The organism is Candidatus Avelusimicrobium fimicolum (genome assembly GCF_021632165.1).
Taxonomy (GTDB): domain Bacteria; phylum Elusimicrobiota; class Elusimicrobia; order Elusimicrobiales; family Elusimicrobiaceae; genus Avelusimicrobium; species Avelusimicrobium fimicola.
In genome coordinates, this window is the sequence record NZ_JAJWTS010000005.1 from 1 (window position 1) to 25769 (window position 25769).

At 48.5% G+C, this 25769-nt stretch carries 23 protein-coding genes and 2 tRNA genes; 23 read left to right on the forward strand and 2 right to left on the reverse strand.

Going from position 1 to position 25769, the window contains the following annotated elements:
* Both ACQY2K_RS03130 and ACQY2K_RS03135 read left to right on the forward strand, forming a co-directional pair.
* The coding region (locus ACQY2K_RS03130) for a hypothetical protein (protein ID WP_428040717.1) at positions 1 to 816 on the forward strand (816 nt) is incomplete at its 5' end.
* A 149-nt stretch (positions 817 to 965) separates the two neighbouring features.
* Entirely contained in the window at positions 966 to 1352 is a 387-nt protein-coding gene (locus ACQY2K_RS03135) for a hypothetical protein (RefSeq protein WP_428040718.1), read from the forward strand.
* 90 nt (positions 1353 to 1442) lie between these two features.
* Here the strand turns inward: ACQY2K_RS03135 and ACQY2K_RS03140 are convergent, their stop codons facing one another.
* Positions 1443 to 2546, reverse strand: coding sequence for a GMP reductase (locus tag ACQY2K_RS03140; RefSeq protein WP_428040719.1), 1104 nt, complete (start codon positions 2544 to 2546; stop codon positions 1443 to 1445).
* A 170-nt stretch (positions 2547 to 2716) separates the two neighbouring features.
* On the opposite strand from ACQY2K_RS03140, the gene ACQY2K_RS03145 reads away from it, so the two are divergent.
* The 3 genes from ACQY2K_RS03145 to ACQY2K_RS03155 are packed head-to-tail and all read left to right on the forward strand — an operon-like array spanning position 2717 to position 4269.
* On the forward strand, positions 2717 to 3229 hold the full coding sequence (locus tag ACQY2K_RS03145; RefSeq protein WP_428040720.1) for a type IV pilin protein: 513 nt from the start codon (positions 2717 to 2719) through the stop codon (positions 3227 to 3229).
* Between the two features lie 5 nt (positions 3230 to 3234).
* Positions 3235 to 3714 (forward strand): type IV pilin protein, encoded by a 480-nt coding sequence (locus tag ACQY2K_RS03150; RefSeq protein ID WP_428040721.1) that lies wholly within the window; start codon positions 3235 to 3237, stop codon positions 3712 to 3714.
* Between the two features lie 9 nt (positions 3715 to 3723).
* Positions 3724 to 4269, forward strand: a complete 546-nt coding sequence (locus ACQY2K_RS03155; RefSeq protein ID WP_428040722.1) for a type IV pilin protein — start codon at positions 3724 to 3726, stop codon at positions 4267 to 4269.
* Between the two features lie 67 nt (positions 4270 to 4336).
* Here the strand turns inward: ACQY2K_RS03155 and ACQY2K_RS03160 are convergent, their stop codons facing one another.
* A complete protein-coding gene (locus ACQY2K_RS03160) occupies positions 4337 to 6190 on the reverse strand; it encodes a DUF885 family protein (protein ID WP_428040723.1) in 1854 nt (617 codons plus the stop codon).
* A 204-nt stretch (positions 6191 to 6394) separates the two neighbouring features.
* Between ACQY2K_RS03160 and ACQY2K_RS03165 the strand changes: the two genes are divergently transcribed.
* The 18 genes from ACQY2K_RS03165 (at position 6395) to ACQY2K_RS03250 (ending at position 25689) form a co-directional block, all read left to right on the forward strand.
* Positions 6395 to 6467 (forward strand) — tRNA-Lys (locus tag ACQY2K_RS03165).
* A 38-nt stretch (positions 6468 to 6505) separates the two neighbouring features.
* Positions 6506 to 6587: transfer RNA gene (locus ACQY2K_RS03170), tRNA-Leu, on the forward strand.
* 36 nt (positions 6588 to 6623) lie between these two features.
* Entirely contained in the window at positions 6624 to 7913 is a 1290-nt protein-coding gene (gene tig, locus ACQY2K_RS03175; protein ID WP_428040724.1) for a trigger factor, read from the forward strand.
* Between the two features lie 448 nt (positions 7914 to 8361).
* Positions 8362 to 10968 (forward strand): tetratricopeptide repeat protein, encoded by a 2607-nt coding sequence (locus tag ACQY2K_RS03180; protein WP_428040725.1) that lies wholly within the window; start codon positions 8362 to 8364, stop codon positions 10966 to 10968.
* Positions 10969 to 11088: 120 nt separating this feature from the next.
* Complete coding sequence (locus tag ACQY2K_RS03185) at positions 11089 to 13023, forward strand: hypothetical protein (protein ID WP_428040726.1); 1935 nt, start codon at positions 11089 to 11091, stop codon at positions 13021 to 13023.
* A gap of 13 nt (positions 13024 to 13036) precedes the next feature.
* Positions 13037 to 14671, forward strand: coding sequence for a hypothetical protein (locus tag ACQY2K_RS03190; protein WP_177745841.1), 1635 nt, complete (start codon positions 13037 to 13039; stop codon positions 14669 to 14671).
* A gap of 2 nt (positions 14672 to 14673) precedes the next feature.
* A complete protein-coding gene (locus ACQY2K_RS03195) occupies positions 14674 to 15354 on the forward strand; it encodes a hypothetical protein (protein ID WP_428040727.1) in 681 nt (226 codons plus the stop codon).
* On the forward strand, positions 15354 to 16079 hold the full coding sequence (locus ACQY2K_RS03200; protein WP_177745845.1) for a hypothetical protein: 726 nt from the start codon (positions 15354 to 15356) through the stop codon (positions 16077 to 16079). Before ACQY2K_RS03195 ends, ACQY2K_RS03200 begins: the two co-directional genes overlap by 1 nt.
* Positions 16080 to 16112: 33 nt before the next feature.
* On the forward strand, positions 16113 to 17699 hold the full coding sequence (locus tag ACQY2K_RS03205; protein ID WP_428040728.1) for a secretin N-terminal domain-containing protein: 1587 nt from the start codon (positions 16113 to 16115) through the stop codon (positions 17697 to 17699).
* Positions 17700 to 17774: 75 nt separating this feature from the next.
* Positions 17775 to 19511, forward strand: a complete 1737-nt coding sequence (locus ACQY2K_RS03210; RefSeq protein ID WP_428040729.1) for a GspE/PulE family protein — start codon at positions 17775 to 17777, stop codon at positions 19509 to 19511.
* 10 nt (positions 19512 to 19521) lie between these two features.
* Positions 19522 to 20745, forward strand: a complete 1224-nt coding sequence (locus tag ACQY2K_RS03215; protein ID WP_428040730.1) for a type II secretion system F family protein — start codon at positions 19522 to 19524, stop codon at positions 20743 to 20745.
* A 12-nt stretch (positions 20746 to 20757) separates the two neighbouring features.
* Complete coding sequence (locus tag ACQY2K_RS03220; RefSeq protein WP_177745853.1) at positions 20758 to 21282, forward strand: prepilin-type N-terminal cleavage/methylation domain-containing protein; 525 nt, start codon at positions 20758 to 20760, stop codon at positions 21280 to 21282.
* 48 nt (positions 21283 to 21330) lie between these two features.
* The gene (locus ACQY2K_RS03225) at positions 21331 to 21759 is read left to right on the forward strand and encodes a type II secretion system protein (protein ID WP_428040000.1); all 429 of its coding nucleotides are present in this window, start codon (positions 21331 to 21333) and stop codon (positions 21757 to 21759) included.
* An 8-nt stretch (positions 21760 to 21767) separates the two neighbouring features.
* Positions 21768 to 22346, forward strand: coding sequence for a prepilin-type N-terminal cleavage/methylation domain-containing protein (locus ACQY2K_RS03230; protein WP_428040731.1), 579 nt, complete (start codon positions 21768 to 21770; stop codon positions 22344 to 22346).
* Positions 22347 to 22355: 9 nt separating this feature from the next.
* Positions 22356 to 22880 carry a hypothetical protein gene (locus ACQY2K_RS03235; RefSeq protein WP_428040732.1) on the forward strand — a complete coding sequence of 175 codons (525 nt, stop codon included), beginning with the start codon at positions 22356 to 22358 and terminating at the stop codon, positions 22878 to 22880.
* Entirely contained in the window at positions 22877 to 23587 is a 711-nt protein-coding gene (locus ACQY2K_RS03240) for a PulJ/GspJ family protein (protein ID WP_428040733.1), read from the forward strand. Before ACQY2K_RS03235 ends, ACQY2K_RS03240 begins: the two co-directional genes overlap by 4 nt.
* Positions 23588 to 23597: 10 nt before the next feature.
* Positions 23598 to 24032 (forward strand): hypothetical protein, encoded by a 435-nt coding sequence (locus tag ACQY2K_RS03245; protein WP_428040734.1) that lies wholly within the window; start codon positions 23598 to 23600, stop codon positions 24030 to 24032.
* A 13-nt stretch (positions 24033 to 24045) separates the two neighbouring features.
* Complete coding sequence (locus ACQY2K_RS03250; protein WP_428040735.1) at positions 24046 to 25689, forward strand: hypothetical protein; 1644 nt, start codon at positions 24046 to 24048, stop codon at positions 25687 to 25689.
* Positions 25690 to 25769: the final 80 nt, after the last annotated feature.

The window sequence follows — 25769 nt, forward strand, 5'->3', positions numbered from 1 at the left end:
GCAGGGGGAAAACTGGAACTAAATGATGCGCCTGCAATAGAGGGCAGCACCGCGCGCATTGGTAGCGGTAATGGTGTGAGTGATTTTGATTTTGAAACCAATTTGCGCGTAGGCAACTACAAGCAAGGCTACACTATGCAGACGGATAATATGTATTTGAGCGAACTAAACTTGTTTGGCTATAAATTCCCGGCGTGTAGTGGGGAAACAATGAGTTGGCAGAAATTAAAACTCAAAAATAAGGACGAAGTGTATTTAGTTTGTGGCGAAGCAGAGCAGGGAGAAACGTGTGACGGACAGGTAAAAAGTAAGTGGGACGGAACGCGCTGTGTTTGTCCTGGCAGTTACGAATATTATATCCCTGAAACAAATGCCTGCTGTTCTTATCAAACGCCAAAATCCGATACGAATTGTTGGCGTGCAAAAACCTCATCCAAGTTTATATGGCAGGAACAAAAAGAGCAAACTTATACTTGTACTATTGATTATACACAGGGGTTTATGGGATATGCTAATTGTCAGTTGAATTGCTCGGAAATGAAGGGCTTTCCGTATAAAGCCTGTGATAAAACCGTAAAAGCCGGACAAGGGTGTGTGGAATATGCTCCTGCGGGGGTCTATGCTGGTAGTAGTGGAGAGCATTGTGTATATAGTTGTTACCAAACGGAAAACTCATCAACTACTAATTGTCCATATGGGCACACCTGTGCTACCCGTACTATAAAGTACAATTTTGTAATATGTAGTTATTCTGGCACGACGACAGATGTTGGATACGAAGCCAGGTGGAATCCCAATATTCATAAAAACTATTAAAAAGCGAGACCCCTGTGTTTATTCAACGCAGGGGTCTCAATCAGCCGATTTCTCCATAATTACTCTCTTATCCCACGATAATCCAACAGTTCAAAGTTTTGCGGTGCCGCACCGAACCTGCCGAAGGTTGCCCCGCCCCATACCTTTGGTTGACTCCAACAACCCTCGGGTTGTCGGTCCAAAGTGGACAAATTACCTATACTTGGAACTCTACGTCTTGCCAATATGACGAAACTTCTAATACTTGCCGGACGGTCCAAGGTTGTAGTGATGCCACATATAAGGCTAGCCATAAGAAAGAGTGCTGTCCGTCCGCCCCTAAAACAGATGCCGTGTGTTATAAGTTGCAATGGGGTAGTTGCCATACTAATTCCGCGGGTAATGATCCCTCTTGTGAGGAACGCAATGATTATTATAATGATTGCGACCAAAAATCTTGTTCTGTCGTTGGTGAAAGGTGTGAGTGGATGGCTTGTGGCGGTGGCATATATGAAGACGGAGAATGTTTGTGTGAATTAAGTAAAAACGGTTGGTAAGGAAGTTTTCTCTATATAAAAACTGCCCCGGGGTACTGTAAAAAGTCTCCGGGGCGGTTCAATTTCGGCAAAAGTTGTTTGTTCGCTTTATTATTCGTTGCCGAAAATGGTGTTTAATTGGCGGTTTACGCGGTAAAAGGTGGCGCATTTGGGCATATCTTTTAGCCGCTTTGCGCCGATATACGTCATACAACTGCGCATACCGCCCAACAGAGCCAACAGCGTAGGCTCAATCGGGCCGCGGAACGGCAGTTCCACCACTTTGCCTTCGCTCGCGCGGTACTTTTTCATCCCGCCGTAATGCTTGTCCTGCGCGTATTGGGAACTCATCCCGTAGAAAATTTTGTACTGTTTTTCCTCAATTTTCATAGCGCAGGTCTTGTCGTCAATCATATTCACTTCGCCCGTTTGATAATTTTTAGTGCACATTTCGCCGCCGCTTTCGGTGTGGCCGGCCAACATACCGCCCAACATTACAAAGTCCGCTCCGGCGCAAAAACTTTTGCATACATCTCCGGGAACCGTACATCCGCCGTCGGCGCAAATCATCCCGCCTACCCCGTGGGCCGCATCTGCGCATTCAATTACTGTGGAAAATTGGGGCCTGCCGACTCCGGTCAGTTTGCGCGTGGTGCAGACGGAGCCAGGGCCAATGCCCACTTTTACAATATCGGCCCCGTTTAAAATCAGGTCCTCGCACATATCGCCCGTAACCACGTTGCCCGCCATAATTAGGGCTTGCGGCCACGCTTTACGCACTTTGCGGATGTAATTAATCAAATAGGGCGAATAGCCGTTGGCTACGTCCACACAAATATTGGCGCAAAGTTTTTCGTCCATTACGCGGGTCAATTTTTCAAAGTCCGCATCAGATACGCCGGAACTGACAAAGAGTAAATCGTTGGAGGCAAATTCTTTGGCGTTATCCTTTAAAAATTGGATTAAATCTTCGGCGCAGTAATGCTTGTGCAGGGCACTCATCAAATGTTGTTTTTGCATTTCGCGTGCGATTTTAAAGGTGCCGGTCGTGGCCATATTGGCCGCAATAATGCCCGTGGCGTTTATCTGGCGCGGACACCATTTAAAGGCATAGTTGCGCGTAATGTCCACTTCCGAGCGGGAAGCCAAAGTGGAGCGTTTGGGACGCAGGAGTACGTCGCAATAGTCTAGTTGGATATCATCATAAATTCTCATAAATCCTCCTGTTTGAGGGAAAAATGGCCTTTCCTCCCAAACCGTTTTATATCATACAAAATTTAAGTGCCCCAAACGGCAAAAAACTTTTTGCCAGACGGCGGTTTTTTAGATATAATGGGTATTGTATTTAGCCTAAATACAACTATACTTTTTGTAATGGAGCCGATATGAAAAAAGGGTTTACCTTAATTGAATTGTTAGCGGCTGTACTGATTATGGGTATTTTGACGGCGGTTGCCTTACCCCAGTATCGCCGCAGTTTGGAGCGCACCCGCGTGGCGGAGGCCTTGCAAATGCTGCCCAGTATTTATGATGCCCGCGAAAGATTAGTAACGGAAAACGGGTGGACGTGGAGTGAAGGAATGCACGCCGGTTCGGCGGCAAGTAATGTGTCCTTTAAAAAGTTGGATATGGAAATGAAAGGAAAGCAGGGGGCAAACGCTACCACTTGGGTAACGGATAACTTTACTTACAATTTGGCGAATAATTGTGTTGGTATTCTGTGCCTTATAAATGGAGAGCCCAATGTGTCGGCCAATATGTTGCGCGGAACCTATAAAGGGACGACTATTTATTATACCGGCAATGATTTTTTATGTTGCCCCGGTACAGTGCGGGATTCTTGCGACCGTTTGAATGTAACGCAGGCAGCACATTGTACTCTTAATTTTAGGGGATAATCAAAATGAACAAGAAAGGTTTTACATTAGTGGAATTATTAGCCGTAGTTCTTATTGTGGCTATTTTGTCGGGTGTGGCTTTGCCACAGTACCGCAAGGTGGTGGAAAAGGCCAATTTGTCGGAAGCGGAAAGTATGATGCGGACGATTTACGATTCCAGCGAACGCTTGGCAGGGGAGTTTGGCTACCGCAATTTTGTGGAAATGGCTCAAAACGATTCCTCCAAGGCTGTTTTCAGCCGTATGGATATGTTTGATTCGTCCAACCTGCCCCGCGGGTGCAAATTGACGGACAGCAAAACGCTTACCTGTGCCAAATTTGTTTTTGTACCTTATGTGGTTAAAAGCGGACGCGCTTTTGTGCAGGCTACCAAGGTTAGCGGAACCTATAAAGATACGGTGATTTTGTTTGACCGCGGCAACCAACAACTTTACTGCTCTCCGGAAGGCGATGCGTGCGACACCTATGGTTTGGACGTACTGTAAGAGGATAATATGAAGAAAAATTTGTTTAACGGCGGTTTTACGCTAGTAGAAATTTTGGTTGTTATTATGATTGTGGCCTTGCTGGTTACAATGGCAATGCCTATGTACGAAAAAACGGTAGAAAAAAGCCGTATGACTGAATCGCGCACGATGCTTAAAAAGATTTTGGAGTCCAAACTGCGCATTTTGGATAATATGGATACAGTTAATTATTCAGGAGACTTGTTCGGCTTTGAAAATTTGGATGTTAGTGTGCCGTGTGTAAATTCTTCCGGCGAAAAACTTTCCCGTTGTGCGGGGGCGTCCATAATGACGAAAGATTTTACCTATAAATTACTGCCTGCGGGAACTATCCCCGGCGGTTCTACTGCCACTATCGCCAACGCGGTTTGTGCTGTGCGCCGCTCTGGTGATTATGCGGGCGTGAATTTCCTGTATTTGGGCGAGTTGGAAACGGACCCCAATAAAAGCAAATTCTTCTGCAATAACGGCGGCGTAACCGACGGTTGTGCGGTGTACGGGTTGGACTCTACGGGTTCAGCCTGGTGCCGGTAAATTCCAAGTTTTTAGTGCAATAAAAACCCCGGGGCTTTATATTGCTCCGGGGTTTTTTCTCTGCGTTTTATTTGTAAAGTCTTTCCAGTTCGTCGGCCAGTTCGTTGGGCGAAACATTGCCCGCCTTTAATACCTTGGTGTGAAAGTCCGCTAGCGAGAATTTTTTGCCCAATTTCTTGGTGTATTTGGCGCGCGCGCTTTCCAACGCATCCAAGCCCGCCGCATAGCCTACGGCCTTGCCGGGGTTCAAAGCCGACTCTTTAATAAGTGCTTCGGCATCTTCTTGGGTAAAGCCATTTTCGCCCACCAAAAAGTCCATTGCGTCGTTGTAGGAATATTGACGGCTTTGCAGGCGCATATCCACCAAAGCCGCGGCGGCCCGGCGGTAATTGTGCCACGCTAAAAACAGCAGTTCATCGTCGGTTACAATATAGCCCGCTTCGCCCGCCAGTTTGAGCGCGTATTCGTTCCAACCGTCTGCCATACTCTGCGCCGGGTAAAAGCGGCGCGCCGCGGACAATCCGGCTGTTTTGGCGGTTTGGTAAAAGCGGCCCGGCACTAATTCATGGGCGGTTAAAAGTTTGCGTGTCGGGGTGTTGTAATCACGCACCAACTGTTCGGCTTGGGCGCGGCGGTTGCCAAAGGGCAGGCGGATAAAAAAGTCGCTCCGCGCATTATTACCAAACGGGGGCAGAAATAAATCACTCTGCGTGTAAGCGTAATATTGCGGCAGCGGCTTGACCGTAAAGGCCACCTGCCCGGCTGGAAGTAAACCGTTGTCCGTCAAAAGGGCCGCTAACTGATTGGCTTCTTGCGTGAGCAAGGCGGGTAAATCGGTTTCTGCGGGGGCTTGCGTAATGCGTTTGGCTACGGTGTAAAAATCTTGCGCGGTCGGCGGAATAAATTTACCCTTTTTGGCCTTTTTTTCTTTTTTGGCAGGTTCTTTTTTTTGCTCCTCCACAATGGGTTGGTTGTTTAACCCGTCAATCACCGTTACCTTATCTTCGTTGGCGCTTACGTCCTGTGCAAAAGGTTCTAATGCCTTGGCCAGTTGTTTTTGTGCCGATAAAAAATCTTGCGCAAAGCGTTTTTCCAGTTTAGCCAAAGGTTCTGTGGTTTGATAGCGGTTTTTTAAAATTTCTGCATAGGCTTCTTTGCCCAAACGGAAATCGGCGGCTGATTCTTGCTGGGATTGTTCCTTAAATAAATCAAACATCCTTTTAATGGAGCGTTTGGCTTCGTTTGCCTGGTTTTTGATTTGCGCGGCGGCAATATCGTCCTCGGCGTCCTGTACCAAAATATTTACCAGTTCATCAAATGAAATATAGGCGTAGTAGGTTTTTTCCATCGCCAAGCGTGCCAAAAAAGCGGAGGGATTGGCCAAATTCTTTTCCGCCTGGTCCGCCACGTTTTTTAAATCGTTTAGCCGCGCGGTTAAATCGGCGCGCTGTCGGCGGGGGGAGGACACGGGCTTTAATACTACGTCATACACCGCATCCAGCGCCTCGGCATAATACAAGGGGTCGCTTTCGGCGCGGTGCTGCTGTAAGGCAAAAATATCGTCATCCATTGACTCCTTTAACAAGGTTAAATCGGCCCGTTTGGAAGGGGATAATTGCTTGGCGGAAATTTCGTCCAAGGCGTTTCGCACCGCGCGCAGTGCGGCCAGTTGAGCGGCTTGGGCGCGGGGGGAGCGGTCGTTTAATTTAGCGTTAGCGGAGGTAAACCCTAACCGCCCGGCGCGTTCGGGCTCGGACGTGAGCGTAACGGAGGCATAGCGGTTGGCCGCATCATCTAGGGCGTTGTCGGTTAAAAGGAAATCAATATTTCCAAAATCAAAGCCCGTTTGGGCGTTGGCGGCGGAAAAAGCCAAAAGCCCGCACGCGCAGCCCAGTAATGAAAAGAAGCAATTTTTTTTCATAAGATCCTGTTTTATAATAAAGTAAAACGCCCGCCATAGGCGGACAAAGATATTGTATTTTTTGCGTGCGTGCTTTGTCAATTTAAAAAGGTTTGCTAAGCGTGGAAAAATTTGTTAAAATAAATTATCTTCAAACGGCCGTAATATTTAATAAAGGTTTACCCGCAAGGCCGTTTTTGCTATAATCTAATTATAACCCTTTCCGGGCCATTAGCTCAGTTGGTAGAGCAGACGCCTCTTAAGCGTAAGGTCGTGAGTTCGAGCCTCACATGGCCCACTTTGGATTTTCAAACATATAAAGAAGTTAAAAATATAGGACGGGTGGCGGAATCGGTAGACGCGTACGCCTTAGGAGCGTATGGAGCAATCCGTGAGGGTTCAAGTCCCTCTCCGTCCAGATTTTCGGCTATGCCGATAAACAGGAGTGAGTACGATGTCCATCTTCAAAACTGCCCAGGCCGGGGAAGTAAAAACTAAACAATTAGGCAAAGAAGGCTGCCGCGTTACATTGTCCGTGGAAGCCGCCCCCGAACTGGTATCTAAATGCTTTCAAAATGCCGCCGTGCAGGTACAATCCCGCGCGCAAATGCAAGGTTTCCGCGCCGGTAAAGTGCCGCTTGACCTCGTTAAACAAAATTTTGCCGGACATATCAAAGAACGCGCCTTGGACTTAACCGTTAAAGCCGCTATCAACGCCGCTATTGCCGATGCTAAGTTGGATGCCGTGGCCGTTCCTACCCTCACCAAGGCCGATTTTGCCAATTTCAACGACGGCAAAGCCTTTCTGTTTGAAATTGCGGTAGATGTCGCTCCGGAATTTGATGTAAAAGATTACAAAGGTATTGAAATTGCCAAAAAGCCCGAAACTGCCACAGATGCCGACGTAAACGAAAATCTTTCCCGTGTGCAAGACGCTAATGCCCGCTTGGAAAGTGCCCAAGACGGTGCCGCTATTGACGATAAATGCTATGCGGTTGTGCATTACAAAGGCCAACGCAACGGCAAAGACGATTACAAATTAAGCGCCGACAGTGAATTGGTAGATATGGCTGCCCCGCAGACAATGCCCGGCTTAGCCGAAGCCATTAAAGGGCTTAAAAAAGGCGACGAAAAAGATTTTGAGTCCAAAGAAGGGGAAGATACTCTTTCCTTCCACGTGGTTGTGGACGATATTAAAAATAAAATCGTGCCCGCGTTGGACGACGGTTTCGCCAAAGATATGGGCTTTGATACCTTGGACGCTTTGAAAGCCAAGGTAAAAGAAAGCCTGGACGAAGAAGCCAAACAAAATGCCCGCCGCGACGAAATCGCCCAAATTGAAAACCACTTGGTTAAAGCCAACGATTTTGCCTTGCCGCAAAGCCTGGTGGAAGAATATACGGAATCTTCCCTTAACAACTTTGTGCGCAGTATGACGCAGATGAAGCCTGAACAATTAAATGCCGAACAGCGCAAAGCGTTTGAAGAACGCATCCGCCCTAGTGTGGAAAAGGACTTGCGCATTGGCTATATTGTGCACGCTATTGCCAAAAAGGAAAACTTGGAAGCCACCGAGGCCGACTGGAAAGCCGAGTTGGATAAGAGCCTTGCTTCCAACACGCAAAACAAGGCTGACGAAAAGAAAATTAAATCTTTCTTTGACGAGCGCAAAGCCCACATTTTGGCTACGCTTTCCGAACGCAAAGTATTTGATTTCTTGAAAGCCGAAGCGAAATATAAATAATTTTGCTAAAAACAGATAACACCGCCCCGCTTGGGTTTTATACCCAGCGGGGCGGTGTGCTTTTGATAGGGTGCGCGTGAGTGGCTTTCTTGTTATTTTGCTGGGGTTATTCCCTTTTTCTGTCGTTCTGTAAGGTTTTGCGGCCCGCAGGGTTCGGGGAACTGTCGCTTCTGTTGCTGTGTGCTTTTGTAGTCATCCCCGAGGGCTTCTGTCGGGGATCTGTCTTTTTGTAAGAGAACAACCACGACGAACAACAGATTCCCGAACCCTGCGGGCCGCCAAACACTCGGGAATGACAACAATAATAACGCGGGCGGTCGCTCTTTCGGAGATGACGACCGACAAGAAAATGCCCCCAAATTTAATAACAATTTCTAATCCAATACTGCCTCTTTACCTTGTGCGCCTTAAAAAACTACAATATAATAAACCTTTTTATGGACTTTTTATGCTAAATTTAATCAAACCCGAAAAAGAAACTATCTATATGAAGATTATCCGCGTGCTGCTGGCTATGTGTTTTCTCGTCGTGCCGCTCGTGTTTTTTACCGACCTTACCGCCAACCCTTTTTTTGTACAAAATACACTTTTGTATGTGCTTTTGGCCCTTATTTACGGCACTTTGGCGTTCCGCTTTTTGCGTTTAAAAGATATTGATTTTACCAAAACTTTTTTTGATTTGGCTTTCTTCGTTTATGTCATAGCGTGCGTTGTGGGGTGGCTTTCTGCCGTATCGTCCGCACCGCAAGCCTTGCGCCAAACAATGTTTTACGGAATGTTAAACTATGGCACCCTGTTGGTAATTGTGGCCTTGGGGGCGTATGTAATCAGCAAAAATGTGGTTTTTTCCGGCGTAATTGAAAGCAAAACCAATTATATTTTGATGTTCCTTGCGTGGGGCGGGCTGTGGTACTTTTTGCCTATGCTCAAAACGCATATGTCTTCCGACGGGCTTTTTGCGCAAATGTTTGATTGGTACGCGCTTGTTTTATGGGTTTTAGGCGTTTATTTAGGGGTGCGGGTGCTTAAAAAACTCACGCAGGAAAATATTTTAGTGCTGATATTTGTTGCTGTGTTTTTGGCTTGTTGTTACGGGGTGTTGCAGTCGCTCGGACTTGAATTTTTATGGCCGTTTGAAATCAATCAGTTTGCCACCAAGGCATTTTCCACCTTTGGCAACCCGAACTTTTTGTCCTCGGCGGTGGTGATGCTGTTGCCGTCGCTCCTCGTGTACTATATGCGGACGGACAGCAAAAAAGATTTTATCGTTTACGGTCTGCTTGTTTTAGTCTATATTTTGTTCTTGTCTTTCGGGGTGGCGCGCTCGTGCTGGCTGGGGGCCTTGTGCGGGCTTATTATGATGTGGATGTTCGGCACGCTGCGTTCGCTTATTTGGCAGCGCAAAGGCCGCGTGTTTTTGCTTGCGTTGCTTGCCGTGGGCGTAGGGTGGGGTTCCGTGTATATAGACGGCTCGTCCGCTACCCGCCCGGTGGCTACGCGCGCCAAGGAACTTACCCTCGTTACGCCGTCTAACATTACGCTTAACGTGGATAAAGACCATATCTTTCAGTCGCTTCACCAACGCTTGTTTATGTGGGATGTTTCCAAGGAAATCTTTTTGGACCGTCCGGTAATGGGCAGCGGGCTTGGAAATTTCCAAATGGCCTTTGAGCAGAACCAACCCAAAACCTTGCTCCATTATCCCAATCTGCGTGAACTCAAAACCATTACCAATGCGCCGCATAATGAACTGTTCTTCCAACTGGCGCAGGGGGGGATTGTCGGCCTGGGGTTGTTCCTCTTTATGTTTATGGTGCTGTTTTTGGAGGTGCGCGATTTTGCCGCACACAAAAAAGAAGGCGACAAAAAGCAACTCTTGCAGGCGCTTTTCTGTGGTATTTTGGGAATGCTTGCGGACAATATGTTTAACATTTCCCTGCACGCGGTGGTTCCGGCGTTTATCTTTTGGTGGATGGTTGGGGCCGAAGTAAGCGGTGTCGGTAAAGAAGAGCGAAGTGTTGTAATTACCGTCAACCCGGTTACCAAAACCGTTGCCTTGGCCATTTTAGGCTTTTCTGTGGCGGTGATTGTGTGGCAAGGTTTGTGGTTGGCTAGTGAGTACCGCGCGTTTGTAGGTCAAAAGGAAATTGCGGCGAAAAATTATCCTGCCGCAGTGGAAAATCTTTCCCGCGCGTTAAAACTGTACCCGGCTAATACCGAGGCAGGTTTCCGCTTGGGAAATGTGCTTTTGTCGCAGGGCAAGTACAAGGATTCTCTGGCCGCCTTTGAAAAGACCATTTCCGCCGCTTCGTATTACGAGGAAGTCTATTTCCACGCCGCGTTGGCGGCCTTGGGCACGCACGATAATAAAAAAGCCGTGCATTATTTGATAGATAATTTAAAACTTCACCCGTATAATTTGCAGGCATACCAAATGCTCTCGCAACTGTTGGACGAGGACGTTATTTACGCCGACGAAACGGCACTTGCTTTGGTGGAGCGCGGCTTAAAACTTTTTCCGTACGAGCCGGCTTTGTGGCGCGTGGCGGGGGAAATCCACCAAAAACTGGGCGATACCGAATACGCTAAAAACGTCTATAAGCGTGGGCTGACGGTGGATACGTTGGATAAGGAACTCCTCTCTCGTTTGGACGCACTGTACGGAAAAAGCAAGGATAAGCCCGCTATTTTGGCACAGGCACGGCGGTTACAGCGGTATCAGGAAAAAGCGGACAAGTTTGAAAAAATGTCCGAATTTTACCAACATCGCCTGCGTAGTGATGTGGAAAACTATATAAAAGAATTCCCCGAGGATACCAACGGGCCGATTTTGTTGGCGCGTATCTTGTCGCTTTCGGGCAATGATATTAAGTCCAAGGAGGTTTTGGACCGCTTGCTTCAAGAACATCCGGACGACTTGTGGGCCAATATTGCGCTTTCCACGCTCTACCGCAAGGCAGAGGATGTAAAAAATGCCAAACGCTGTTTGTTAGATGCGCTGTTTTATTATCCGCAAAATTCGGCTGCTACGGCACGCCTAAAAGCCCTTGGATAAGGACAATTTTTTGCGTTTATAAAAAAGTTGCTTTACAAACCGCGCTAAATTGCTATAATTCTAGTATCTGTGTGTTGCAGGGTAAACCCATTATTAACGCAAGGGACAGGAAAATCAATAATGAAAACAAATAGAATATTTAGTTATTTGACCGTTTCTTTCTTATGCTTTTTGTTGACGGGGGGAACGCTGGTTTATGCGGCCTCTCCCGCCAAACAGTTGGCAAAGGGTATTTCGCTGTATGAAAAAAATAAAGACAGCGAAGCAATGGACTATTTTATTGACGTGATGGTTCACGGCGATAAAGACCAAGTGGCCGAAGCCAACAAATATGTGGAATTAATCCATAACCGCGTGGGCGGTATTCAAACCCCGGTGGAAGTGGATGTAAACTTTAAAGAAGGCGAAGTGAAAACGCTTGACGACGTCGCCACCGATGCCGTAGCCGAGGCCCAACAGCAGGCTCAACTTGCCGCCCAAGAAGCACAGGCCAAAGCGCAGGAACAGAAAGCCCAGGCCGCCGCTGCCAAGGAAGGTTTAGTAAACGACGTGAACGCCCAACAACAGGCGTTGACGGACCGCATTGAAGCGCAACGCTTGGCCGCCCAGGAAGCCGCCGCACAGGCGCGCCAAGATGCTTTGCAAACCGCCGCAGACGTGAACGAAGCCGCCATTGAAACCACGGCTGTGGCCGGAGTCGCTTCCGCCGGAACGGCTGTACAAAATGCGGATGAACAAGCGATTGCCAATCAAACGCAGACTGTAACGGATGCTGCTTTGGGCGCTACTCCGCGCCAAGAAGGCACGCTGACCTCGTCTGCTGATTCCACCTTTACCGATTTGACGTCCCCCGAAGCCGTGGAGGCGCGCGAATTATATACCAACCAAAAATTGGATTCTATGACCGCCGCCGCCATTGAAAAAATCAATGCCGCTAAGGGCGTACATCTCTATTTCCGCGACAATATGCCGGATGCCCTGGATATTGATGCCGATGTCCTTTTTGACGGCAACAAATTCCGCCCCGAAGCCTTGCCTCTTTTAAACAGCATTTATGAAATGCTGGCTTTGGTGCAGGGCGCGGGTTATGTTATTTTGCCGCCCGGCTCTTATACCGACGATGTAACATTGGCGGGTATCCGCCAGGCAATGGCACTTAACTCTTATTTTGTAAACCGCGGTATTTCCCAAGGGAAATTGCATTACAATCTGGGTCTTGCCGACCAGGAACCGCCGGCCCGCTTTGCAAATTTAAACGGGCTTTCTATCGTGTTTGATTATACCGCCAAATTGCCGACCCGTATGGAAAAGAACGAAGGCAACGAAAAGGCTCCGCTTTTAAGTATGGCGATTGTTCCCCAATGCCACGCCATTGACCGTTCGTTGGGCGAAGCATATGCGGTGGATTTTTCCGTATTGGAAACGGTAAACCCGATTGATAATTGGCTCTTGCAGGTCGTTCAGCACGGGCGCGACGGCAACTATTACGTTGTCCGCCAGTTGGAAGGCTTTACGCCCGTTTATCATCAGATTTTATGGAACGGACGCAAAGGCATTATCGGGCCGGAACTCCCCTGCGGCAAATATACCTTGGTATTGACCGCAACTGATTTAAAGGGACAAAAACAAACCTTGCGCCGCCGCGTAATTGTTAAATGTTCGGCGCAGAAGAAGACATCTTCCGCCTCCTGCACCACCTCTGCCTGCCAGACAAAGGTAACGGGTGACGAACTTTGCCCCTCTTGCAATTATAAAACGGACCGTTTGTGGACCAAACCGACCCGCACTATGGGTGCTGCCCACGAAACTGCGGAACAACCGGTAGAAACGCAAGCCCAAACGGCAACGGCTCCCACCACGGACGTAACGGCGCCTGCTCCGGTGGATACGCCCGATACGCTTGGCGGTACGGCTTATCCGTCTGCCCAACAGTCTTATTCTCCGTATGATACCCCGACGGATGCGCAAGCCTATGGTACGCAACCGTCCACCGCTCCGGTAAATAACCCGTACGATATGCCGTACGAAGATTACAATACCGGAAGCGCCAACTAATCCCGAGGTGAGTATGAGTAGCAGTCTTGCTAGTATTACGGAAGCGTTAATCGGCCAAAATATGAATGCCCACCCGGATTGCCTGGGTATCTATATTGGCATTGACGAAATGTATGTGGCGCAAACCACCAAAAAAGACAGCGGAACCGTGCTGGAATCTTTGGTGCGCGTGCCGATTAATTCCGTAGATAAAACTTTGTTAAAACCATTAGATTTGAACGAAGCGTTCTTTGCTATGGATAACTGGTTGGAATCCTTGAAAAAAGTAACGTCTAAAAAGAAATGGAAAACCAACCGCGTGGTTATCAGTTTGGCTTCTTCGTTTTGTTTATTGCGCCACTTTGTGATTCCGGCCGCTATTGAGCGCAAAATGTGGAAGAGTTCTATTCCTCTTCAAGCGCGCAAGTATATCCATTTTCCGTTTGAAAAAGCGGAATACGCATATCACGTTTACGAATTTGAAACGGCCGCTACCAAGCAAAAACGCTTGGGTGTGGTGTTTGCAATGACTACCCAGCAGATTATTGAACGGTTGCGCAAAGGATTGAAATCGGTGGGATTGGAACTTATATCAGTGGAACCGTCCAGCCTTTCTCTGGGGCGCGCGTTTAACGATAGCGACAAAGAAGCCGTTGGCAACGGCGGACGTATTTATTCCTTTTTCGGCAAGGACTTGGCGAGTTTTGTTTTCTTAAATGAAAACGCTCCTGTTCTCTTGCGCGAGGTGGAAATTTCGGGTTCTTTACCGGCGGAACGCCGCCGCTTTGAAATCACCAACTGCACGGAATTTGTGGCCAAACAGTTGGAAAAGGATCCCTTTGAAGAAGCCGTTATTGTGGGTACGGATGTGGACCCGTGGATTCCTGCGTTGGAAGCCGACTCCAAAAAACCGGTCCGCAAATGGAATTTAAGCGAGGTTTACGGAATTGAAACGCGCTCGGCGGGAGAAATTGCCGCCATTGGCGCGAGTATTAAATTCCACGATCACAAAACGCCGGATTTGGACTTTACCAAAGGCAACCGTTTAAGCGATTATGAATTTAACGCCAGTTTGACTGCTTGGAAAGTGTCCGCAGTGCTGATTGTTATTTTGTTGCTTCTTATTGGCAAAGGCTACTTAGGTGTAAAGAGTGCTGAGAAAAATCTCCGCCAAACCAAGGCATCTGCCACGCAGACGATTGCCGATTTTGACGGCTTAACTGCCAGTCAAATTCAAAGCAATTTGAGCAAAATGAAGAGCCAAAACTCCAACTTACAGCAAATGTTGCAGTTTGACCATGTTATTACGCCTGTAATTATGGAAGTGGTGGATACGATTCCGCAGGAAATGTGGATTACCAAGTTTTCCTATACGGACCCGTTCCCGTCCAAAGGCGGTGAGGCCCGCAGTATTGTATTGGAAGGGGCTATTAAAACCGGTAAAGACGGACGCGCCGACTTGGCTTTGGGTAACCAGTTTAGAGATAAACTTGTCCAACAGCCCAATTTCAAAAAAATCTGTGGCGAAAAAGCCAATATCCGCTATCCAAATGTAGCGGGCACGGCGGGCGGAAACTCATCTAGAGGTAATGACTCCTCTTCTGCGGCCGGCACGGAAACCAGTTTCGTATTCACCTGCGGAAGTCAGCAGCAGGAAGGAGGTCGCTAATTATGGCAGCAGATATGAAGGAAAAAGCGGCTAAAATGCAGGAAAACCTGAAAAAGGGCTTCCAAGACATCCAAACGGTGGCGCAGGAAGGGAACGTAAAACTCTTCGTCAAACAGTTTGTGGCGGTGTTGGTTGTATTCTTGTTGTTGCGCTATGCCAACGGCAAGTTTGATGACAAAGTCCGCAATTTTAATGGGCAGGTAGATGCTATCCGCGTTCAGCAAACCAGCGAGCAGGAATATCAGGCCAACAAGACGAAACTCTTGTCCTTGGAGCCGAAGTTCCCGAATATTGAATCCAAAAACGAATGGTTGCTCAGCCAAATTTTGGGTATTTTTAAGGCCGCTAATATTACGCCCCAAATTGAAGGGCAACAGACCGAGGATACAAGTAATTCCACCTTTGTTGCCGCTTCTCTGCGGGTAAATACGGAAATGGGTTTTACGCCGTTTGCCGAGTTCTTGGCGGGCATTGAAAACTTGGATGAATACATCAAAGTTACCGAGTTTTCCATTGCCAAGCAGCAGGAAGCCAGCAAATTGGGGGTAAATAAAGTGTCTATGCGCTTTAACACCATTTTCCCGAAAGAAAAAATTGCCAAAGGTCTCTTTAAAGATTATGATAAAATAATCCAAGAGCAACAGATCCAAAAATCCTCCAAGAGAAAAGGAGGTAAAAAATAATGAAGAAACTCATTTGTTTATTTACACTTTTGGCTTTTGTCTGCGTGCCGTTTGCGCAAGCGCAAAAAACGGCCCGCAAAGGACGCCGTGCCTCTGCCAAAAAGGATATGACGGGTACGGTAGCCCCGCAGGCGCAAAAAGCCTTGGCCGCCCAGGCGGACGTGTCGGTGGAAGCCTTGCCGCAAGCGGGAGCGGTTGCTGTTGACGCAACGCCCCAGGTTCCGCAAGAAGGCGCACAACCTGTGTTGCCCGTTGCGGGTGACGCTCCGGCTGTGCCAGCCGCCGAGGGGGAAGGTTTTGTTGCCCCGCGTGAAGAAGTAGCCGAAAAGCCCGAGGAGGCCGCGGCCCCGCGTGTGGTGTATAACCCCAAGTCCCGCCGGGATCCGACCTTATCGCCCGATGACTTTTTGCTCTTGCAATTTCGCGAGCAACAGCGTTTGGCCGCTATTGAAGCGGAACGCCAACGCAAACTCGCCGAAGAAAGACGTAAACGCGAAGAAGAAGAACGCTTGCGTCAGTTGGAACTCGCCCGCATTAAAGACCCGACCCGTGAGGTTAGAAACCGCATTAAAATCGGCGGTATTATCGGACAAGAGGTTTTTATCGGCAGTAAGATTTACACCGTAGGAAAAAGCATTTATGGCGCGCGGATTGTGGAAGTCCGTCCAGATTCCGTTGTGTTTTCTTACAAGGGTCATAAATTTGTTCGTAAAATGCAGTTGTAATCAAATCATTTAGGAAAAATTATAGGAGGATAGATGACAAATCGTTTAGCAGTTGCGCTGGCGTGTGTGGCGGCTGTGAGTTTGGGTGGCAATGCCTTTGCCCAAAAATCCCGGCAATCCTTACCTAGCGACAACACTATCGCTGTAACAGAAGATACAACGGTAAAGTTGAATGGCGAATCCGAACTGTACAAAGAAACCGAAGCGTCCTCGCCTTTGGACCGCAAAGTGTCCATCCGCGTTTCCAACGTACCGATATCGGCGTTCTTGAACAGTATCACGACGCAAGCCAAAATCAACTTTATTATGAGCGAGGAATTCGCCAATAAAAAAGTGACGGCTTCGCTGACACGTGTAACGGTACGCGAAGCGTTGGATACGCTTTTGCGCGTGCAAGGGTTGGCTTATCAGCGCATCGGCAAGAGCGACAGTTACGTCGTAACCAAACGCTCCAATGATGCCCCGGATACCATTACTAAGATTTATACCCTTAGTTATATTTCCCTGCAAGGCGTTGGTTCCGCGCAGAGCGAACTTAACAGCATTATGCCGCAGGATGTGTCTTCTAGCAGTTCTTCCAGTTCGTCCGGTGATTCTACCGGTTTGAACTTGGGTGGCTCTTCCTCCGGTTCGGGTTCCGACTCTTACAGCGGCGGTGCAGAAATTACGACAATTGTCAAAAGTATGCTCTCCCCTGTCGGCAAGATTGCCGTGGATCCCCGCACGAACAAATTGATTATTACCGACGTGGCCGAAGTCTTCCCGCAGGTGGAAAACATCTTGGCCGAGTTGGATATTAAACCCCCGCAGATTTTGATTGAAGCGCAAATCGTGGAAGTCAGCAAGACGAGCGGTTTGAGCCTCGGCTTTGAATACGGCGGAAGCGATGGCGCAATGGTTTCTATGACGGCTCCCAAACGCAAAGTGGACTTGGAATATATTAAAGGCCAAGGCGTGAAAGGTTGGAACTATATTTTCCCGAGCAAGGACCAGTTGAACAGCGGTTCCTCCGGCTCTGGTTCCGGTTCCGGTTCCGGTTCTTCCTCCTCTTCTAGCGACGAAGGCGAAGATAAGGGTGGTTTGTTGGACTTCTCGGCCTTTAACATTGTGCTGAAAAGTTTACTGACCCGCGGTGAAGCCAAATATTTGGGTAAACCGAAAGTGGTAACCTTGAACAATAAAACGGCCACCATCACCACCTCTACGGATGCCACCGTTGGTCAAACGGTGAGCCAGTCCGGTAGCGGTGGAGGTGAAGCCCTGACCACCCAATCGGCGGAAAGAAAACGCGTCGGTCTTACCTTGCAGGTTACCCCGCAGGTAAACCGCGAAGGCTATGTAACGCTGTATGTGCAGCCTTCTTACTCCGACTTGGTGAGTTCCGGTTTTGACTTCTCCAAAGATACTACCACCCGCGCGGCGTCCACCTTGGTCCGCGTGAAGAACGGCCAAACGGTCGTTATCGGCGGTCTGCTCACTTCGCGTGAAACGGACCAGACCCGCAAAGTACCGCTCTTGGGCGATATCCCTCTGTTGGGCTGGCTGTTTACGAGCAAGACCAAATCTAAAAGCACCACCGACTTGGTCATCTTCATTACCCCGACCATTTTGGCGGAATAGTTAATTCTTTAACCGCCCCCGGTGATAAACTGGGGGCGGACAGTATCAAAAGCAAGCAATATAGAGGATTAGGAAATGGCAAAACAGTTAAGTGAGATTTTGGTAGAACAAGGCACCTTAAATGAAGATCAAGTCAAGCGTGCGATGTTGTTCTCCAAACAAAACAACGTAACGTTCGCGGAGGCCGTTATCAAGTTCGGCTTTGCGTCCGAAGAAAAGGTAACGGCGGCGCTCTCTAAACATTTTGCGGTTCCCTACGCTTCTAAGGAAAACGGTATTTTAGTGCCGGAAAAAGAGCAGAATTTGCAGGATATTATTCCTGAAAAATTCGCCCGTGAAAATATGGTTATTCCGTTGTTCGTGGAGGATGATTCCCTCGCGGTAGCGGTGTTGGACCCGACCAATGTGTTCCTGCTTGAAAATATCAAAATGATGTCCGGTAAGCAGGTGCAACCCTTTTTAGCCAGCAAAAGCCAACTTTTAAACGTAATTGATACTTTTTATTCTAACAAAAACCTGTTGGAAGAAGTAATGAACGAAGCCGCCAAACCCCAAGTGGAGGTGGCCGGCGAAGAAAGCGACGACGATGTGGATGTGTCGGGCTTTTTGGACTTGGATAAAGTTTCACCCAGTGCTTCGCAGTATGTAAAACAGGTAAACGCTATTTTGCGCCAGGCCATTACAGAGCGCACGTCAGATATTCACTTAGAACTGTTTGATGCGCGCGTAAGTTTGCGCTTCCGTATTGACGGGTCTTTGTACGAACGCACGGCCCCGGCCAAAGAGTCTGTAAACGCTATTATTTCCCGTATTAAAATTTTGTCTAAATTGGACATCGCGGAAAAACGCTTGCCGCAGGACGGCAGTTTTACTATCCGCTACCAAAACCGTTCCATTGAAGTCCGTGTATCTGTCTGCCCGACGGTATATGGCGAAAAACTGGTGCTTCGTATTTTGGATAAAGGTACGAGCGAAATGAACGTGGATAAACTGGGGTTTGAACCGGACCAGAAAAAGGCGTTCTTGGAAGCGGCCAACTTGCCGCACGGGCTGATTTTCTTGACAGGGCCTACCGGTTCCGGTAAATCTACCACGTTAAACGCGGTACTGACAACCATCCGCACCCCCGAGTTAAACTTTATGACATTGGAAGACCCGGTGGAATACAAACTGGCGGGTATTAGCCAGGTGCAGGTAAAGCCGGCCATTGGCCTTACGTTTGCGGCGGGCTTACGCTCGTTCTTACGTCAGGACCCGGACGTAATTCTGGTGGGGGAAGTCCGCGATAACGAAACTGCCGAAGCCTGCTTGAAGGCGGCCTTAACCGGCCACTTGGTGCTTTCCACGCTTCACACCAACGAAGCCTTGGGGGCGGTTCCCCGTTTGATTGATATGGGTATGGAACCCTTTTTGCTTGCGTCCTCCTTGGCGTTGGTGGCGGCGCAGCGCTTGGTGCGTATCTTGTGCCCGTACTGCAAAGTGCCGCATATACCGGACCCGGCCACCTTGCAGCGTATCATTAAAGAGGGTCATTTGAACCCGCACGACCAAAATTCTTGGACATTTTTCAAGTCTGTCGGTTGCCCCAAGTGCTTCGGCACCGGGTTTATGGGCCGCCGCGCCATTTACGAAGTATATCGTATGACGGAGGAAATGCGTAATATTATTTATAAAACACAGGACCTCGTGGAGTTGAAACGGGCGGCGGAACGCTCCGGCTCGCTCAATCTGCGTGCAAACGGGTGGCACAAAGTCATCCGCGGGCAAACGACGGTAGATGAAATTTTGAGTATTACGACATCAGACGAATAACAGAGGGTTTATGCAAAAATATACTTATACAGTCAGAGATGCTAACGGCAAAACCATTAAAGGTTCCGTGTCGGCGGACAACCGCGAAAAGGTAATTCTCGCCCTTCAAAACAAAGGGTATTTAGTGTTGGACGTGCAGGAAGGAAACGGTGGTTTGTTTGGGGGCGGTGGCCCGGCTAAAAAGAGAGGCGGTAAAGTGCCCGGCCACGTTTTGGCCTTCTTTGCCGAACAGTTATCCACACTTATTGCCGGCGGTGTGCCGCTCGTGCGCGCCGTATCGTTGTTGGGTGAATACGCTTCCAACCCCACATTAGGTTATGTGCTTACGCAAGTGGCCAAGGATATTGCAGGCGGTCAGTCTTTGCATTCTGCGCTTGCCCAACACCCCAAGACGTTCAGCCATATTTGGCTGTCTTTGGTCCAGGCGGGTGAAGTAGGTGGCCAGTTGGCGGATACGTTGATGCAGATTTCGCTCTATACCAAAACGCAGGAAGGGATGAAGAGCAAAATCATCACGGCCGTTACCTACCCGGCTATTTTGATGTTGGCCTCTGTCGGCGTGCTTATTTACTTTATTTTGGGTATCGTACCGACATTTGCGCAAATCTTTAAGGACTTTAATATTGACTTGCCGATGATTACGGTTGTCGTATTAAATGTGTCTAGTTTGCTTATCAATAACGGTATTTTGATTATTGTCTCTGCGATTGCTCTGTTTGTGGCGTTCCGTTTCTATATCAAGACGGCAGACGGCAAAAAACGTTGGCACGCGTTTTTACTTTCAATGCCGCTGTTTGGTAACTTCCTTAAAAACATTTATTACGACCGGATGCTTTCCACTCTTTGTACCCTGCTTAAAAGCGGTGTAACTATTTTGAACGCTATCTTGGTATTGGAAGAATCCTTTGACGGAAACGTCATCATCCAAAACGCTTTGAAGCACGTCCGCACGGAAGTTGCGGCCGGTAAGGCCATTTCCGAATCGTTTCGCGCTACGGGGGTATTCCCCGGCTTGATGACGGAAATGATGCTGATGGGCGAGGAATCTGGTAAACTGCCCAGCATTATTGGCACGCTTTCCAAGTTCTATGCCGATAACGTGGACCAGTTTATTGCCCGTTTCTCCGCGGTGATTGACCCTATCTTAATCTGCGGTGTCGGTGCTCTGATTGGTATCATTGTAGCCTCTATCTTCTTGCCTATCTTCAAGTTGTCCCAAATCGGCGGCAACTAATCGGGGGAAAGTATGAAGAAAGGTTTTACATTATTGGAAGTTCTGATTGTAGTGGTGATTGCGGTGTCTGTTGCGGTGTTTGCCGTGCCGGCCTACAAAAAAACGCAGGATAAAAACCGCTATTTGGCGGCCCAAGGGGTGCTTATGGACTTGGGCAACGGCCTGCGTACGTTGCAATCGGAAGGATATGCTTTTCCGTCCGCTGCCCAACAGGTAACGTATTCCAATATGAACGGAACCTTGGCGGCGGATGCGGTGGTTTCGTCTTCCAACTATCAAAGGGCGTTGGTGGCGCGCAAATATATGTCGCCGATTCCGTTTGATAATACCTCTACTAGTATCTATAAGGGCTATAAATTTTACGCTTGCCCGGTGAATACAGCATCCTCCTCTAATTGTTGTAATAACAATGCCGGAGTGGTGGCCTGTATGGAAGACAGCACCTTTCAAACGGTAGCAAACAGTCCGACGGCAGGCCAATATTACCGGGCGACTTTTTTGCGTAGCGGAAGTATCAAGCGTATTCCCAAAAACTAAACTTGACAAAGGGGCAAAACTGCGCAATACTGTATTAGTGGGGATTTTATGAAGAGAAATGGTTTTACATTAATAGAACTTTTGATTGCGGCCACGATTATCGGCATTTTAGCGGTATTTGCTACGGTGGCTTACCGCAACAGTGCTTCGGATGCGCGCGCGGCAAGTGCCAAGGCCTATGCTAATGCTCTGGCACAGGCGGCCCAGCGTTATCTGTTGGACCCGTCGGCCTGCTATTCGTCCAATGTCGCTATTACCTCTACGCCCACGGTGGGTGCATTGGTACAATGCGGCCTGTTGGAAACGAACCGTTCTGCCGATTCTTCGGAATATTTCAGTTATGCGTTGGATACGTCTAATTCTTCTTGCTTTGTAAAAATGACCCCCAAAACCGCCTATTTGGGCAAACTGTCGGACCGCTATAAAAAGTATTCCTATTGTGTGTCTAATGCCGGGGTAGGAGCGGAAAGTTTTTAGGAGCCTTTATGATGAATAAAAAAGGTTTTACCTTAATGGAAATTTTGGCGGTGTTACTGGTAATTGCTGTGGTGGTATCTATGGCGGTGCCGGTGTTGCGCTCGGTTCGTTACGAGGTAAAAAACGGGCAAGCCAAAAATGCCGCCCACAAATTGGCGCAGGCTGTGCGCACCTATTACCAGGTTAGCCGTGGCGGCGTGCCGCGCGGGCAATCCTTTACACCTACGGCGGATAGTGATAAAGCAAATATCGTTTTGGCGGCGCCTTCTGCCTGTGTGGCTCCGTCCGAAACGGGTATTCCGCTTCAAAAAACGACTGGCTCGGTGGAAATTAAGCAGTTGTTTGCGTGTGGCTATTTGTCGTTTAAAGATTTTGTCAGTTTGCCTTATACCTTTACGGTGTGCGACCCCCGCCCCGGGCAAGTGCCTAACGAGACCTGTAAATTGAGCGAAGCCACGGGGACCAATACGCCGATTGTGGTAGTTAAAGGGGCTGCCGGTTCCGGAGATAAATACGACGTCAGCAAGAATAAAGATTATCTTATTTATGTGGACCAGTCTATGAAGGTAAAGGATGCCTCCAAATAGGAGTAGTTTATGATGCAATTTTTAAAACGAGTTTTAACTAAAAAGAAAGGTGTTACCATTTTGGAAGGACTGATTGCCCTGGGGTTGCTCGCTTTGGTGGCGGCAGGAACCTTTGGGGTGTTATTGTCTGTTGCCCGTAAATCGGGCGCGCCGGACATCCGCGAAGAAATGGTGCTTGCGGTGGAACGCGCCAACGACCAGTTGCAAATGTATTCGTCCGGTATCGTATCTGGTATGACTAACAGCAAACTTTACGAACAATATGCTAATGGTATGTGCGGGGGGAGTTTGATACCGGCGGAGGTTAAGGTTTCGGATAGTTCTCCTATGTCGATTGGCTCGCATAACATTAAGTGTATGCTTCCGCCCTTGTGCGATTACAGTAATTCCACTTTTACTTATACGGTGAGGGAAGCCAGTTTCACCACGCATAATTACGGCGGTTCTAATATGGTAACGGATTATGCTAGCGCGTTTCCGACCAAGGGCCGCCAGGTTACCTTTAATATTACTTGCAACGGGTTTACGTTATGACGAACAAAAAGGGTTTTACCTTAACTGAAATTTTGTTAGCGGTGATGATTGTGGGAATCATCGGGGTTGCGCTGGCTTCCTTGACGACGGCCGCCTCGCGTGAATCAGGGGTAGGCCGCAGTAAAGTAATGCTGCGCAACAACTTGTCTATTGCCTTACGCCAATTGCGCCAGGACGTGCAGGAATCCACCCGCGTGCTTTATGTCCGCGGCAAGATTGACAGCGCTACGGCAGGGACTGATATTCCGCTTTTATCCTTGGCTAAAAACGAGGATATTGACGGAAATGTCATTGGTACGGGTAATTCTTACGTTACCTATTGTTTTGTACCGGGAAGCAAAACGGCTGCGCCGGAAGGAAAAGCGCTCTCCGGCGGAACGATTTACCGGCGCGAGGGAACGGTCTCTTGGAGTGGAAATGCACCGTCTTGCACTTATAACACCAGTACAGACGTGTTCCTTTATAACGTAAAATTTATCCCGCCGATTGGTTCCTCCGGTAATGACAACTATTATCCGGTTCCGTTCTTCGGCCCGGAAACGTATAGTGTAAGAGATGCCAGCACATCGGCTGTTTCCGTGCGCCGCAAGGATTTGGGCAGTATTTTACAGGTGCGTTTGATTACCGAGTTGGACAGTACCCCGGTGGTAAACGACGCCGTGGAACAAATTTTTATGTTGCCTAACGGATACAGAGTAAAGGCATAAGGGGTCTTATATGATTTTTAAAAATAAAAAAGGTGCGGCTTTATTGCAAGTTTTGTTAGTTACCGTTATTTTGGCGGGTATGGCGACAATGCTTCTGCGCGCCAGTTTATCCCGCACGACCGCCGCGCGTAAAACGCGCCGCACGGTTTCTGCACAAATGTTGGTCAACTCTTGTATGGCGCAAGTAAACAATATGTGGGCCGCCAAAAGCCCCGAAATGTTCGCGCGCGATATGAGCCAGTGCATTATGTACTGCAAGGATGCCTCCACAGGCACCTGCCCTTCCGCCCAGGTCGAGAAAACGTATAAATGCAATATTTCGCTTAATGGGCAAACCTATGCCGTAACCGCCGCGTTTGATTCTTCTGGTACCGATGCCGTCATCAATTCGGATAATAAGTGCAAATTGACTTATACGATTGAGTCCAATGTGGACGTGATGTAAGCGGTGTACGGATATGAGAGTCATTTTTATTCTGCTGACGTTTTGTTTAGTGGCGGTTCCAGTATATGCACAGCGTGTGTCGGTGCAGAATCAGCCTGCGCCTGTGGTGGTAGATGAGCCCGATTCCAATATTGATTTATTAAAGCAATCTATTGAGGTCTCCCAACCCGCGCTTAATACGGAGCAAAAGCCTTCCGCTAAACCTGTTAATGTTGTACCGGCCGTAAATAATACCCCGGCTACGCCCGCCGCTTCTTCTGCGGCAAGTTCCGCTAATACGTTAGATATGCCCCTTTCTGTGGGCGGAACGGTAACGACGGTGCAAACCTCGGTGGCCCCAACCAAAAAAACGCTTTCGCCTGCGGCTGCCAAGCGCGTGCAAGCCGCCAAGTCCCAACGCCGTACGGCGGCCAAAAATGCGGCCGCAAAAAACGCTGCCGCGCAAAAGACATCCAAGCCCACCCAGTTAGAAAAAGATATAGAAAAAAATAACGCCCTTTTACCGCCAAGCGACCAGGCGGAAACCGAAGCCACTGCGGCTACTTCTGACGAGGAGTCAAGCGAGGAAGCCGCCGCAGATGCTGAATTGGAATACGCGGTGCGTATGTTGGAAAAATCCAAAGAGGCCGCCGAATCCGCCGGACGGAAAATTCCGGCGCCTGCTTCGCAAAACCGCCCGAATAAAGTTCCCGCGCCAAACAAAAAATTTAACCCCAATGCCTTCCGCCCTGGCGTAACGTGGGTGGCTTCCCAAAGTACGCATTTTGAAATTTACACACAAAAACGCACGAACGGCGGGATTAGTTCGTCCAATATGTCTATGACGTTTGAAAACGCCTACCAAACCTTGCGTCGCTTTATTCCGTGGATGATGTCCGGCAAGGTCCGCGTGTTTGTGTATCAGGACCACCAATCTTATTTGCGCTATGAGCCAAACGCCAAGGCTTGGTCGGGCGCGCTTGCATACCCCACGCGTGGGGAAATTGTGGTGTATGACACTCCCGGCAATAAGCAGGGCCAAAATTTAAAGGAAAGTTTCACACACGAATTGACGCATATTTTTACCCAGCAGTTTTTTGACAGCCACAAAACGGGCCGCATTATGACTCCTACCTGGTTGGACGAGGGCTTGGCGGTGCTGTTGGAGGACCAGTCCTATGCGGGTGGAAACGGGCCGTGGAACAACGATTTTAAAACGCTTAATTTCCAGCGCGACCCGTCCGGACAGTCTGCCTTTGGCAGTTTTTCTTCCTCGGCACGCGCTTCTACATTTGGCAAAAAATTGACTGCCAAACGCCAAGGCCCGCCGTTGTATTTGGTCCCTTTTGACGAATTTATGGAGGAAGGGTCCCTGGAAATGGCAGAAAGCCGAAACAAAACCCAGGATTGGTATTTCCAAGCCTATGTGATGGTTCGCTTTTTGTTAAATCCGGCGGGGGGGATGTCGCCCTCTAACCGTATGCAGTTTGAACAGTTTACGCGCTTGCTTGCCCAGGGGGAGCCGGTGCGTGATCCGGCCACCGGATTTCTGCAAAAGGATTCCCGCGGAAAAACGGTTTATCAGCCGTACTCGGTGGAAAAGGCAATGAGCCGGGCGTACCGTTATTCCTCGGCCGCAAATTTTGAGGATGCCTTTTGGCGGTGGGCCAACCGGTAAATTTTTTGCGGAAAAGGAGTTTCCTTGTCCGTTAGATGTGATATAATTTAAAAATAATAATTCGTGTAGTTTGATACCAT